10 protein-coding genes are annotated in these 14,200 nt (G+C 62.7%); 4 read left to right on the top strand and 6 right to left on the bottom strand.

Annotated features, from left to right (window positions below; genetic code table 11):
• Positions 1–117: 117 nt before the first annotated feature.
• From egtD to ACDC66_RS10835, 4 genes are read right to left on the bottom strand one after another with little or no spacing between them, the layout of a single operon-like run.
• On the bottom strand, positions 118–1,083 hold the full coding sequence (egtD, locus tag ACDC66_RS10820) for an L-histidine N(alpha)-methyltransferase (protein WP_376696734.1): 966 nt from the start codon (positions 1,081–1,083) through the stop codon (positions 118–120).
• Positions 1,080–2,372, bottom strand: a complete 1,293-nt coding sequence (gene egtB, locus ACDC66_RS10825) for an ergothioneine biosynthesis protein EgtB (RefSeq protein ID WP_376696735.1) — start codon at positions 2,370–2,372, stop codon at positions 1,080–1,082. Before egtB ends, egtD begins: the two co-directional genes overlap by 4 nt.
• Positions 2,373–2,431: 59 nt before the next feature.
• A complete protein-coding gene (locus tag ACDC66_RS10830) occupies positions 2,432–3,838 on the bottom strand; it encodes a sigma-54-dependent transcriptional regulator (protein ID WP_376696736.1) in 1,407 nt (468 codons plus the stop codon).
• Positions 3,839–3,870: 32 nt separating this feature from the next.
• Positions 3,871–5,523: an ATP-binding protein gene (locus ACDC66_RS10835; protein ID WP_376696737.1), complete on the bottom strand. Its 1,653-nt coding sequence runs from the start codon at positions 5,521–5,523 to the stop codon at positions 3,871–3,873.
• 294 nt (positions 5,524–5,817) lie between these two features.
• Between ACDC66_RS10835 and sucC the strand changes: the two genes are divergently transcribed.
• The 4 genes from sucC to ACDC66_RS10855 all read left to right on the top strand — a co-directional run bounded on the left by sucC (position 5,818) and on the right by ACDC66_RS10855 (position 11,895).
• The gene (gene sucC, locus ACDC66_RS10840) at positions 5,818–6,981 is read left to right on the top strand and encodes an ADP-forming succinate--CoA ligase subunit beta (RefSeq protein WP_376696738.1); all 1,164 of its coding nucleotides are present in this window, start codon (positions 5,818–5,820) and stop codon (positions 6,979–6,981) included.
• A gap of 11 nt (positions 6,982–6,992) precedes the next feature.
• On the top strand, positions 6,993–7,865 hold the full coding sequence (gene sucD / locus ACDC66_RS10845; RefSeq protein ID WP_376696739.1) for a succinate--CoA ligase subunit alpha: 873 nt from the start codon (positions 6,993–6,995) through the stop codon (positions 7,863–7,865).
• A 95-nt stretch (positions 7,866–7,960) separates the two neighbouring features.
• Positions 7,961–9,580, top strand: coding sequence for an NAD+ synthase (locus tag ACDC66_RS10850; protein ID WP_376696740.1), 1,620 nt, complete (start codon positions 7,961–7,963; stop codon positions 9,578–9,580).
• 185 nt (positions 9,581–9,765) lie between these two features.
• Positions 9,766–11,895 carry a hypothetical protein gene (locus ACDC66_RS10855; RefSeq protein WP_376696741.1) on the top strand — a complete coding sequence of 710 codons (2,130 nt, stop codon included), beginning with the start codon at positions 9,766–9,768 and terminating at the stop codon, positions 11,893–11,895.
• Here ACDC66_RS10855 and ACDC66_RS10860 read toward each other — a convergent pair whose 3' ends face one another.
• Positions 11,896–12,984 carry a fatty acid desaturase family protein gene (locus ACDC66_RS10860; protein WP_376696742.1) on the bottom strand — a complete coding sequence of 363 codons (1,089 nt, stop codon included), beginning with the start codon at positions 12,982–12,984 and terminating at the stop codon, positions 11,896–11,898.
• A gap of 65 nt (positions 12,985–13,049) precedes the next feature.
• Positions 13,050–14,150 carry a ferredoxin reductase gene (locus tag ACDC66_RS10865; RefSeq protein WP_376696743.1) on the bottom strand — a complete coding sequence of 367 codons (1,101 nt, stop codon included), beginning with the start codon at positions 14,148–14,150 and terminating at the stop codon, positions 13,050–13,052.
• Between the last annotated feature and the right edge of the window lie 50 nt (positions 14,151–14,200).

Raw genomic sequence — 14,200 nt, forward strand, 5'->3', positions numbered from 1 at the left:
AAGTTTGAATGCCCGGCTGTAGGTCCTTCTTGGCTTGTATTTCATAACACCTCACTCCTCGTGCGAAAATGAGGTGTCTACTTTTTCGGGGGCGGTTCACACTTCACACTTCACACTTCACACTTCACACCCACCGCCCTCGGCGGTGAGCCAGTGCATCGAAAACAACCCATCCGGGTCGAACCAGACCTTCTCCGACCGCAATCCGGCCTCGGCGGCCAGTTCACGGAATGAGTCCACGGAATACTTGTGGCTGTTCTCGGTGTGAATGGATTCGCCTTGCTCGAATTCGAAGACATGATCGTCGATCACGATCCGGGTGGGATAGCGCGCGACCAGGTGCATTTCGATGCGCTCGAGTGATTCGTCGTAGCGCGCCTCGTGGGCGAACGCCTCGGCGTCGATTTGCGCATCGAGCTCGCGGCGCAGGCGTTCGAGCAGGTTACGGTTGAATGCCGCCGTGATGCCGCCGGCGTCGTCGTAGGCCGCGACCAGGCGCTCGGCCGGCTTCACCAGGTCGACACCGATCAGTAGTGCGCCCCCGGTGCCCGCAATCTGGCGCAGTCGTATGAGAAAGGCGATTGCCTCGTGTCGCTCGAAGTTGCTGATGGTTGACCCGGGAAAGTAAACGATCCTTCGTGTGGGTGGTGGATCTAGCAGCAGTTCGGTTTCGCCGATGGGTTGCGTGTAGTCGGCCTGGACCGGTCGGATCTCGATGCCGGGAAAAGCGGCCTGAAGATCGCGCGTTGACTGCGCCAGCGCGGCGGCCGAAATCTCAATCGGTGTATAGGCACGCGGTGATTGTATGCTGGCGAGCAGTCGGCGTGTCTTGATGCCGGCTCCGGAACCAAGCTCGATGACGTGCGCTCCGGGACCGATCATCGATGCGATTTCTTCGAGGTGCGCCTCGTGCAGTGCCAGGTCCGCTCGCGTCACATAGTATTCCGGCGTTTCGCAGATGCGTTCGAAAAGATCCGACCCCTTTGCGTCGTAGAAGTACTTGCAGGGAAGTGACCGGGGCTCCGACGACAGAGCGGTGAGAACGTCGTGTCGAAAGCGTTCGGTCTCCGATGATTGGCTCATCGGGTTCGCGCCAGCCGTATGCCGCTGAATTGCCAGCGATCCGGGGGATAGAAGAAATTGCGATAGGTGCTGCGAAGGTGGCCTTCGGGCGTGGCGCAGCTACCGCCGCGCAGAACCATCTGGTTGGCCATGAACTTGCCGTTGTACTCGCCCACGGCGCCGGGCGGCGCCCTGAAACCGGGGTAGGGTGCATAGCTCGATGCCGTCCATTCCCATACGTTGCCGAACAGACCGGCTAGTCTATCTTCCGGCACATCGGGATGGATCGCGCAGGGGTGGAAACGGGCATCCTCGGCAAAAGGTCCGCTTCGATCATCGGTTGAGGTTGCGGCGACCTCCCACTCCGCCTCGGTGGGCAGACGAGCGCCGGCCCACTGGGCGTAGGCGCAGGCCTCGTAGAAGCTCACATGCGCCAGCGTTTCGTTGGCGTCAACCCGTCGCAGGCCGCCGAGCGTATAAAGCCACCACTGGCCATCGGCGTCCTTCTGCCAGTACATGGGGGCCTGCGTACCGGTCTCCTTCAGCCAGTCCCAGCCGTCGGAAAGCCAGAGGCCCGGATTGTCGTATCCGCCGTCGTGGATGAAGGCGAGATATTCGCCGCAGGTCACGGGTCGAGAGGCGATCTCAAAGGTCTCGATCACTTCCCGGTGGCGCGGCATTTCGTTGTCGAAACAGAAGCGACCGTCGTCCACTGCGCCGATTTCGGCAATCTGCTCGTCGAAGGCAATCCAGTGAAGTGTCGGCCGCAGATCGTCGGCGACCGGAGGGCATTCGGTCCAGGCCGGATAGATCGGATTGTGTGAAAAGCCATGCTTGAGATCGGTGACGATGAGTTCCTGATGTTGCTGCTCATGGTTGAGCCCCAGCCGCACAATGCCTGCCAGATCGGCCCAGCGCTCCGGAGCGGTTCGTTCGATCAGGGCGAGAATGCCGTCATCGACCTTGCGCCGGTAGCGGCTGACTTCGGTGACATCCGGCCGGGAGATCAGACTACGCTGCGGACGAGGATGCTGATCGCCCAGGCCATTGTAGTAGGAGTTGAAAAGGTACTTCCAGGCCGGATCGCTCTCGCGCCAATCAGGTTCGCGGGGTTCGATTACGAAGGTCTCGAAAAACCAGGTGGTGTGTGCGCGATGCCACTTGACCGGGCTGGCACCGGGCATGGACTGAAGGTTCTGGTCTTCCGGGGAAAGCGTTGCCGCGAGCCTTTCGGTCGCCGCGCGTACGGCAAGAAAGTCCTCGGCGAGCTGTTCGCGCGAAATCGAATCGACGTCGAGCCGATTGCACACCGGGACTGCGTCGGACCGGTGCTTCTGAGGGGATCGGACTTGGCTCGAGGCCGTAACCATCAGTCGATATCGTACTTCTTGATCTTGTAGCGAAATGAGCGAAACGAGATGCCCAGTTGCCGGGCGGCCTCGGTCTTGTTGTACTTGGCGTCGACCAGCGCCTTTTCCAGGATGCGTTTTTCGATATCTTCCATGTAGTCGTCCAGGCTACGATCCTGGGGCGGAGTGACGTCGACCTCGCTGTCTTCGAGCGCTGATTGCTCGATGTTGAGATCTTCGACCGTGATTTCGTCGCCCTCGCATAAGGTCACCGCCCGCTGGAGAATGTTGACCAGTTCACGCACGTTACCCGAGAACTTGTGATTCTGGAGTGTATCCATGGCGGCCGTGTTGAGCTTCCGCGGCGGCTCGCCCCATTGCTCGCCGATCACGCCCAGGAAATGCTCGGCCAGCAGGCGAATATCGCCGCGACGATCGCGCAGGCTCGGCATGGGGAGATCGATGACGTTGAGGCGGTAGTAGAGGTCGTTGCGGAAATCACCCGATTCGACCAGCGGTTTGAGCGGTTTGTGGGTGGCCGAGAGAATGCGCACGTCGATCTTGAGTTCTTCGCGTCCGCCGATGGGGCGCACCGTTTTTTCCTGAATCGCGCGTAGCAGCTTGACCTGCATATTCAGCGGCAGATCCGCCACTTCGTCGAGAAACAGCGTGCCGCGGTTGGCCGCCTGGAACAGGCCTTCCTTGTCCGCATCGGCACCGGTAAAGCTACCCTTCATGTGCCCGAAGAATTCGCTTTCCATCAGTTCGGACGGGATGGCCCCACAGTTGACCGCGACGAACGACTTTTCCGCGCGCGGGCCGAGGTCGTGAATCAGGCGGGCAGCGAGTTCCTTGCCCGTGCCGGATTCGCCGCTGATGAGAACCGGCGCCTGGCTTCGGGCCAGCTTGGTGATGGTCTGGCGGACCCGGTCCATGGCCTGCGAGCGGCCCACGAGCCGCTGTCGCAGCAAGCTTTCACCGCGCGGCGTGCCGGCGGTGGAGTTCTCCTCGGGCTGTTTTTCGTCGGGCTCGCGTGCTTTCTCCTCGGCATCGTCCTCGCGCAACTTGATGGCCGTGCGGACCATGTTGCGAAGCACTTCCAGGTCGACCGGCTTGGAGACGAAGTCGAAAGCGCCGTATTTGAGCGCAGTCACGGCGTCGTCGACCTTGCCGTAGGCGGTGATCATGGCGACCGGCATCTGTGGGTAATCGCGCGAGATTTCCTTGATCAAGCTGAGCCCGTTGCCATCGGGCAGGCGCATGTCGGTCAGGCAAAAAGCGTAGTCGGTGCCGTTGGCCAGCAGTCGGCGCGCGCTCGACAGATCCTCGGCGGTGTCGACGTCCAGACCCATGCGGGTGAGGGTCATGTCGAGCAGTTCCCTCAAATCCGGTTCATCGTCTACCACCAAAGCGCGCAATTCGCTCATTACCGTCCTCGACGTTCAGCTTCTGATTGGAGTCAGCCCGCGACGCGCTTCGCCCGAGCCGGTTGCTTGTCGCTGCTTCCCGTGATTTCGCCGGATTCCGGCCGCCGAAGCAGAATTCTGAAGCACGCGCCCCGGTTGGGGACTTGCACATACTCCAGCGGAGCCTGATTGGCATCGCAGAGCTGCCTGGCAAGGTAAAGGCCCAGGCCGGAGCCCTGTTTGTGGGTCGTGAAGAACGGTTCGAATACCTGCGACCTCTTTTCCAGCGGGATGCCCGGCCCATTGTCGATGATATCCAGCGCGATTTCACGGTGCCCGCGAATCGGGCTGACCCGCAGGGTGATTACTACCTCCTGCCCGTCGACGCTGGCGTGCTTGAGGGCATTTTCCATCAGGTTCCAGACGGCCTGGTTGAGTTGGCTGGAATCGATCATCACCATGATCGAGGCCGAGGGGATTTCCAGTTTGACGCGCCCGGACTCGAGCTTGTGGTAACGCCGGAAATCGCTGGTGAGCTTGCGGATCCAGCTGATCAGGTTGATCGATTCGATGCGGGCCCGTTCGCGGCGCGAGAGTTTCAGGACATTTTCAACGATGTCGTTCATACGCGTGGCATGGTTGAGCATCATGCCGAGCAGCTTGCGGTCGGCCTTGTTCAGGTCCTCGGATTCGTTGAGGAGCTGGCCGGCGTGGCTGAGCGCGCCCAGGGGATTTCGGATTTCGTGTGCAATGCTGGCTGAAAGCCGGGCGAGCGACGCCTGGGCCAGGTCCCGGGCCCGGCGGGTGATCACCGAGGTGTCCTCGAGAAAGATCAGGGTCGCCTCGGAGTCGTCCACCCCGGGCATGGTCAGCATGGTGGGCACGACAGCCGATTGTGTCGATTGCAGCAGCAGCCCCTCGTCTTCGGTCTTGCCGGTCTTGCGCCAGCGCTCCAGGCGGTCGGCCAGCGGCGGCGCGATGGTTCGGAGGTTGCGGTCGTTAACCGGCGGGTTGCCCAGCAGGTACCAGGCGGCCTCGTTCATCTGGCGAATCCGACCGTGCGAGTCGACCACCAGAACACCCGAGCGCAGCTTGTGGATGATGAGTTCGTTGATGTGGCCAAGATTGGCCAGGTCGAGCCCGCGCCGCTCGGCCAGAAGCTTGTACTCGCGGCCCCAGCGTCCGAGCAGCGAGGCGCCGACCGCAATACCGAAAGCGCCCACGCCATACATGGCGGCCTGGAACAACGAGCTCGCCTCGAGCGAACCGCGATGGTTGAGCCAGGCATCCAGGAGCAGGCCCAGTGTGACCAGGGATGCGAACAGCAGGGTCGTCCGGGCATCCAGGATCAGGCCGGTAATGCCGACGGTGAACAGCAACAGAATGACCAGAGCACTTTCGATGCCACCGAAAGCGTGCAGGATCAGGCCGAGCAGGATCAGGTCGCTGGCCAGGGAGAACGAGGCCAGCTCGGCCACCTCCATGCGCCGCCGCAGGTGCAGCACCACAAAGCTGATGGCGCCGACGGCGTAGGTCAGGGCGGCCGCCTGGGCGAGGATGATGCGGTAGCCTTCGATGTCGGAGGCGGGTGGGCCGAAGGCCGCCACCAAAGCGGCGAGCGAGACGAGCAGCCGAAAAGCGTTGAGGTAGTGCAGGGCACGTCCTACTACCTCTTCGTCGCCAACCAGCGTTCCGAACGCCCTCAAGACATGTTCTCCCGGTTCACTGTGGTTTTGGCCAACACCGGCTCGTTGGACATGTCGCTACGCCCATTCCGCGATGTTTCCGGACGATGAGTATACTACTGCAGGAAGCTGCCGGGCCGCATTCGGCTTCTGTTTTTGCCGGCTGCAGGTCCTCGACTGACCGCCGTCGGAGGCGGCGGTTTGATAAATGGGGCGGCTTGTTCCAGAATACGCCGGCTTCGGCGCCTCCCCCCAGTGGGCCGGGTGCCGGATTGACGGGATCGAATTCATCCACCAAGAACGGGTTTTCCAAGCATGAATTTTCACGAGTATCAGGCCAAGGAACTGTTCGAGCAGTACGGCATTCCCGTGCCGCGCGGGCAGCTGGCAACCACTGCTGATGAGGCCGTAGCCGCGGCCGAGAGCATCGGCGGCAGCGAATGGGTCGTCAAGGCGCAGGTCCACGCGGGCGGGCGCGGCAAGGCCGGCGGCGTCAAGCTGGTCTCCAGCCTCGACGAAGTGCGTGAGGCCGCCGACAAGATGCTCGGCATGAACATCGAGACATACCAAACTGGTGGCATGGCGCTGCCGGTCAACTCGGTGCTGATTGCCGAGGCCACCGAAATCAAGCAGGAGCTCTATCTGGGCGCCCTGGTCGATCGCGCCCAGAAGTCGGTCGTGTTCATGGGCTCGGCCGCCGGCGGGGTCGATATCGAGCAGGTCGCTGCCGAGACGCCGGAGCAAATCATCACCGCACCGGTCGACACGGCCGCCGGCTTCATGCCTTACCAGGCGCGCCACATCGGCTTCCGCATGGGTCTCGACGCCAGGCAGGTCAAGCAGCTGGTCAAGATCATGAGTGGCCTCTACCGCCTGTTCATGGAAAAGGACATCAGCCTCATCGAGGTCAATCCGCTGATCATCGACGGCAACGGCGACTTGAGTGCGCTCGATGCCAAGCTCAATGCCGATGACAACGCGCTGTTCCGGCATGCCGATATCGCCGAAATGCGCGACGAGTCGCAGGAAGACCCGACCGAGCTGGCCGCCAGCAAGCACGACCTCAATTACGTCACGCTCGACGGTAATATCGCCTGCATGGTCAATGGCGCCGGCCTGGCAATGGCCACCATGGACGTCATCAAGCTCGCCGGTGGCGAGCCGGCCAACTTCCTGGACGTCGGCGGCGGCACGAATGCCGAGCGCGTCAAGGAGGCGTTCAAGCTCATCCTCGAAGGCGACAATGTCAAGGCCATCCTGGTCAACATCTTCGGCGGTATCGTGCGCTGCGATGCGATCGCCGAGGGCATCATCAACGCGGTCAAGGACGTCGAGATGAATGTTCCGCTGGTTGTCCGCCTCGAGGGCACCAACGTGGACAAGGGCAAGGCACTGCTCGCCAACAGCGGCTTCGACATCATCCCTGCCGACGATCTCAATGACGGTGCGCGCAAGGCCGTGGAAGCGGCCGGCGCCTGAAGGAATCTGTAATGAGTGTATTGATCGACAAAAAGACCAAGGTCATCTGCCAGGGCTTCACCGGAAGCCAGGGCACCTTCCATTCCGAGCAGGCCATCGCGTACGGCACGCGCATGGTCGGCGGCGTGACGCCGGGCAAGGGCGGCAACGAGCATCTCGGCCTGCCAGTGTTCAACACCGTCGACGAGGCGGTCGAGGAGACCGGCGCCGATGCCTCGATGATTTTCGTGCCGCCGCCGTTCGCGGCCGACGCCATCCTCGAGGCCGCCGACGCCGGCGTGCGCGTGATTGTGTGCATCACCGAGGGCATTCCGGTGCTCGACATGATGCGCGTCAAGGCCGCGCTCAACAGTTATGACGACGTGACCCTGATCGGGCCCAACTGCCCGGGCATCATCACGCCCGACGAGTGCAAGATCGGCATCATGCCGGGGCAGATTCACAAGAAGGGCAAGATCGGCGTCGTCTCGCGTTCGGGTACGCTGACCTACGAGGCCGTCTACCAGACTACCCAGGTGGGTTTGGGCCAGTCGACGTGCATCGGCATCGGCGGCGACCCGATCCAGGGCATGAACTTCGTCGACTGCCTGTCGCTGTTCCAGGAAGATCCCGAGACCGAGGGCATCATCATGGTCGGCGAGATCGGTGGTTCGGCGGAGGAAGAAGCGGCCGAATTCATTGCCGACCGGGTGACCAAGCCGGTGGCCGCCTATATCGCCGGCGTCACCGCGCCTCCGGGCAAGAGAATGGGCCACGCCGGTGCCATCATCGCCGGCGGCAAGGGCACGGCCGAGGCCAAGTACGAAGCTCTGGAAGAAGCCGGTGTGACTACCGTGCGCTCGCCGGTCGAACTCGGCGACGCCATCGCCGGCCGCCTGAAGTAATCAAAGGGTTCAGGTTTCCGGGTTCAGGTTTCAGGACGAGCGGAGCTCGGGGTTTCCTGAAACCTGAACACTGAACCCTGAAACCTGGGGCCTTTATGCTTCGAATCGCGCTCGCTCAGGATGACTTCGAGGTCGGTCACATCACCGGCAATCGGGATCGCATCCTTGACCATGTGGCGCGGGCTCGTGACGAGCTCGGGGCGGATCTGGTCGTCTTCCCGGAGCTGGCGCTGACCGGCTATCCGCCCGAGGACCTGGTGCTGCGACCGGGGTTCATGAAGAGCAGCAACGCTGCCCTGGCCGAGATCGCGTCGGCCGTACACGGCATCGATGTGATCGTCGGCCACCCCCGCGGCGAAGACGACAAGCGCTACAACTCGGTATCCTGGCTGCGCGACGGCCGGATCATCGGCACCTACGACAAGTGGGACCTGCCCAACTACGCCGTGTTCGACGAGCGTCGCTACTTCGTGCCGGGCGACAAACCCCTGGTTGTCGAAGTGGGTGGTGTAAAGGTCGGTGTAATCATCTGTGAAGACACCTGGACGCCGGAGGCTGCAGAGGCGGCAAGAGCGGCGGGCGCGCAGATCATCGTCTCGGCCAATGCCTCACCATTTTTCGACGGCAAGCATCGCGAACGGGCCCGAATCCTCTCGCAACGCCATGAAGAAACCGGGCTGCCGCTGATCTACCTCAACTGCGTGGGCGGGCAGGACGAGCTGGTTTTCGATGGCCATTCGGTGGCGATTGACGGGGGCGGCGAACTGTCCGAGCAGGCGCCATTGTGCGAGGAAGCCCTGCTTTGCCTGGACTTTGACGCCGGGAACGGTCGCTTTGATTATCGCCACTGGCCGGCTGGGGAAACCGAACGCCTGCCGGTGATCTGGGAAGTGCTCAAGCGGGGCCTGCGCGACTACACGATCAAGAATGGCTTCAAATCGGTAGTGCTGGGGCTGTCCGGCGGCATCGACTCGGCTGTTACGGCGGCCATTGCCGCCGACGCGCTCGGTCCGGAACAGGTGCTGGCGGTCATGATGCCGTCCCGACACACCTCGGAGTTGTCTTTGATCCTGGCCAGCGAGCAGATCGAGCTGCTGGGCCTGCGGCATGAAAATATCTCCATCGAGCCCATCTACCAGGCCCAGCTCAAGCAATTGGCCGAAGTGTTCGAGGGCGCGCGCGAGAACTTCACCGAGGAAAACCTGCAGGCTCGGGCCCGCGGCAACATCGTCATGGCCCTGTCGAACAAGTTTGGCCATCTTCCATTGGCCACCAGCAACAAAAGCGAGCTGGCCGTCGGCTACTCGACCATCTACGGCGATATGTGCGGCGGCTACAGCCCGATCAAGGACGTGCTCAAGACCGTGGTCTACGAACTTGCCGAGTGGCGTAACACCGTCTCTGAAGCGATTCCCCAGGGCGTGATCGATCGCCCCCCGTCGGCCGAGCTGGCGCCGAATCAGACCGACCAGGACAAACTTCCGCCCTATGATGTGCTTGACGACATCATTACCCGCTACGTCGAGCAGGACCAGTCTATTGCCGAGATCTCGGCAGTGGATGCCGATGAGGCCATCGTTCGCCGCGTGGCGGGCATGGTCCTGGCCTCGGAGTTCAAGCGCCGCCAGGGCGCGCCGGGCCCTCGCATTACCCGCAAGGCCTTCGGCCGCGACCGGCGGTATCCCATAACGTCGGGCTGGCGCGACAGCGGCTGAACTCGGGCTGAAATTTGAAATCGACCGCGTAGGCGACTGCCATCTGCGTTGATACCGGGGTAATATGTGATGCTAATCACACAGTTTCGCTGCCTCGATGTCTGAACAGCATGAGCGAATGTCCACGATTCCGGCTGTGAAGTCCAGCGTCGGGATGAGTATTGGCGGTCTCAGGCGTGGGCGCGTTGAACCGCATACCGACTGATCTCTCGACCCAAGGTGACAGTCTGGCGACTGGACCGGACGAGCTTAGCGTTTCCAGTTCTCGACTCCATGCCACGCTATTCGGCGCGTTCAAGCTGACCGACACCGACCGCGTGGAAATCGTCGTCACCGGGAAACGAGCGCGGGCCCTGCTGGCGATTTTGTGTCTGGAACCGGGCGTCGCCATCGAACGTGACCGGGTGTGCGAATTGCTGTGGCGCGGAGGCTTCAGGGCGCAGGCCCGGGCCAGCCTGAGGCAGACACTGCTCGGACTGAAGAAGCAGCTGACGCCAATCCGGCCTGACTTTTTCGAGGTCAGCCGCGATCGCCTCGCCGTCAGCGCGTCTGCCGTTCGCTCCGACCTGGCCGAACTTGAATCGGCCCTCAGCCACGGCCCGAACCCGCAGGCCAGTGAACTGCTGCTGGAAATCGGCGGCCGGCCGCTGCTCGGGCGACTGGATTTTGGCGAATCTTTCCAGAAGTGGTTGGATGTTCGGCGGGCACAGGTTGAGCAACGCCTGAAACGCGCCGTCGAGGACGCGGTTTCGGATTGGCAGAAACGCGGTGATCACCGGGAACACGCAAGGCTGCTGAATGCCTGGCAGCTGCGGGATCCGGCAACTGCGGGCAGCAAATCCGATCCGAGAATCAGGATTGCGGTGCTGCCGTTCAAGTCGTTTGATGCAGCGGATGATCAGGGCCATTTTGCTCAGGGTCTTTTCGACGAGCTGATTACCACCCTGGGACAATCGCCGCAGCTGCTGGTCGCCGGTCGCGGGTCGTCGCTCAACACAAAGGACTCCGAGCGGCCGCTGCCGGAGATCGCCCGTGCGCTTCACGTCTCTCACCTGATCCTGGGGTCAGTCAGGCGATGGGATAACGAGTTGCGTGTTCATGTGAGCCTGGTGGACGGCAGCAGCGGCTTCGAGTGCTGGTCGCAGGGCTATCGCGGCAACACAGGCAATATATTCGGATTGCAGGAAGACATCGCCCGTACCGTGAGCCGCGAGCTTGCCGGCGCGCTCGACCTGGACATCGGGTTGCCGGGGCCGCGCCGGACAACGCCGGACAAGGCAGCCTACGAACTCTATCTCCAGGGACGCGCCCTGACGGCGCGCGCAATCGGTGACGGCGTGCTGGCCAAGGCCGTGGAATTACTGGAGGCCTCGCTGGCGATCGACCCGGAGTTTGCCGCGTGCTGGACCGCGCTGGCTGAGGCGCATGTTTACACCGTGGTCTACACCCCCTGCCTTGACCGGCTCGAGAAGTCGGCCCGCATGGCCGAGTGCGCAGCCAAGGCGATCGAACTGGATCCGGCCCAGGGCCACGCGCGCGCCATGCTGGGGATCCATCGCTGGACTCAGAATGATCCGGTCGGCGCGCTCGATCTGGCGCACGAGGCCTACCGGCTCGAGCCCGACAATCCTGATGTTGCGTTGCGCCTGGGCTCGTTCCTGCTCTATATCGGCCGAACGCTTGAGGCACTGCCTTACATCGAGGCCGCGATCGATCAGGACCCGGTCAACGGCCGCAACTTCGGGATGCTTTGTGTCGCCCAGCTCAATCTCGGCAATCTCGATCAAGCTGTCGCAGCCGGCCAGCGCATGGTCGATCTTGGCCTGCCGTCGATGTGGCTGGCGGTGGCCACGGCGGTATCGGGAGATCGGAAGCTCGCGGTGGAGCAGTACTGGCAGACGCGATTGTTGATGAACACCGTGATCTTTCCACCGGCCGGCACCAGGCCGCTCACCGGGCCAGCCCTCGATACTTACTGGCGACTTGCCGCCAGGGGTGTTTGCAGCGGACGAGCGGTCCACCGGAAAGTTTACTGCGCCATGCTCGACTACCTCCACGCAACCCTGCCGGATCCCTGCGACACCAGCATCGTCGCCCCGGCCATCTGGATGGGCTATGCCAGGATGGTCTTCAAGACCCTCGGAACCCAGATCACACCGGCCAACATGTATTGCCTGATGTCGCTCTGGGCCGATATCGAACCCATTCGCCAGATCCGTCTTCACCCCGAATTTCTGGAATTCGCCGCGCGCATCGGACTGGTCGCTGCCTGGGAAAAATACGGCTGGCCGGATCTGCTGCCTCAACCGCGTTGATCAACTTGATGCCACACGTTCGGACGTTTCGGGCCGGGTCGGCCAGGCATGGACCAGAATGCGCTTGAGTACCGACCCGTACTGAGTCCAGAAGCCCGCGCTGTTGTAGTGGATACCGTAGCGCTGGCAGATCTCGCGCACGCGCGGGGCGATCTCGGCGTAGCGCGGCGCCGGCATGTCTGGGAACAGGTGATGCTCGATCTGGTGGCTCAGGTGGCCGCTGAGGACATGAAACCAGCGCTTGCCTTCCAGGTTGCTCGAGCCCTGGATCTGGCGCAGGTACCACTGGCCGCGGGTCTCCTGCTTGGTTTCCTGCCGGGTGAAGGTCTGGGCGTCTTCGGTAAAGTGCCCGCAGAAGATGATGGCGTTGGTCCACAGGTTGCGGATCAGGTTGGCGCACAGGTTGCCCAGCAGCACGCGCGGCCACTGCCAGAAGGCCAGCGCCGGAAAGAACACGTAGTCCTTGAACAGCTGCCGCGATGCCTTGCGCAGGAACGGCCGCGAGCGCCGGGCCAGTTCCTTGCGGCTCATGCGGCCCTTGAAGTAGCGTCCCAGTTTGATGTCGTGGATGGCCACGCCCCATTGAAAATTGATCGCCAGCAACAGATACCACAGCGGCTGGAGCAGGGCGGCCGGGGACCAGCGCTGCTCGGCACTCAGTCGCAGCATCCCGTAGCCGTAGTCATGGTCCTTGCCAAGAATATTGGTGTAGTCGTGGTGCTCGACATTGTGCGAATTGATCCAGTGCTCGCGCGCGCAGACGATATCCCAGTCGTAGCTCTGCGAGCTCAACTCCGGATCGTTCATCCAGTCGTACTGCCCGTGCATCACGTTGTGGCCGATCTCCATGTTCTCCAGGATCTTGGCGTGTGCCAGGGCGAACACCCCCACCACCCAGCTGACCGGATCAAAACCGAACATCAGCAGGCCGCGCCCGGCAATCGCGCTGCCCTGGGCGCGGCGCACGATTTTTCGAATATGTTCAGCATCGCGCTCGCCCAGATCGGAGGTTACCTCGGTTCGCAAGGCATCCAGTTCCCGGGCCAGACCATCGAGCTGCTCGGGGGTTAATTGGGTCTTGTGGCTCATAACGTTGTCCAGGTCGTTGTTCAAAAATTCGGATTGATGGTGAAAGTCGGCGAGCGCCGGTCGGGTCAAAGCGCCAGTTCCAGCTCGGTTTCGGCGACCGAAACGCACAGCTGGATCCATTCGTCGGGCTGGCTCGAAGTCAGTCCGGTCAGCAGGTTGCGCGCCGTGCCGCTTTGCTTCTTGCACAGGCAGGTCCGGCACAGGCCGGCGCGGCAGCCATGCGGGGGCGTCAACCCGGCAGCCTCCGCCGCTTCAAGCAGGCTGAGCCCCGAGCCTTGAGTGAACGTCTGTTCCGATTGCTGCGCGTGAACGGTCTGCTCGGGACCGGGCCGTGCGGGGGGGCGCGGTGCCGCGAAGCGTTCCAGCTGGAGCTGGCCGGCCAGGCCGAGCGCCTCCCAGGCCGTGCCGACGTCGCTGGTCAGCGAGGCCGGTCCGCACAGCAGCGTGTGGCGGTCGGCCAGGTCGGGAACGAGTTCCGGGATCCGGCGCACATCCAGTCGGCCGTCGGCAGCGCTGGCGTGGATCTGAATCGACAGGCCGGGCAGGCGTCCAGCCAGGCTGTCGAGATCGTTGCCGAACAGACGCCGATCGGCATTTCGGCAGAGCTGAAGGAGGACGATATCGCCATCGAATCGGTCCAGGGCCAGGTGCTCGAGCATGGCCATCAGCGGCGTGATGCCGCTGCCGCCGGCAATCATCAGCAGGCGCCGCGGCGGCGGGTTCGTTAGAACAAACTCGCCGTCTGCGGCACTCAGGTCGAGGACCAGGCCAACTTCAGCGTTGGCGTGCAGCCATCGTGTGACGCCGTTTCCATCCTGGCGCTGGATGGTTAGGCGCAGCAGTCGGGCGCCCTTGCCGGGCTGGTCGACGCTGTTGGAAATGCTGAACACTCGTCGCCGCGTGACGCCGTCGATTTCCACGCCCAGGGCCACGTGCTGGCCGGCCTGGTGGCCCTGCCAGTGTCGATTGGTTCGAAGCCAGAGGCTGAAAGTATCTTCGCTTTCCTCGACCCTGCGGACGACCCGGGCGCGGATCTCCGAAGTAGACCACAGCGGATTGATGCGCTGGATAACGCGATTCCAGGCCGCAGGGTCGCTGAACGGGCGGGTGGCATGCAGCAGCAGGCGCCTGAACGGAAAGGGGTGGTTGGCGGACCGGGTGTCCATCGAAAGCGCTCAAATATAGTGAACAAGTGTTCACTATGATGGTTGCCGGG

Origin of the sequence: Wenzhouxiangella psychrophila, assembly GCF_042310375.1 — a bacterium.
In the GTDB taxonomy this organism is placed as follows: Bacteria; Pseudomonadota; Gammaproteobacteria; order Xanthomonadales; family Wenzhouxiangellaceae; genus Wenzhouxiangella.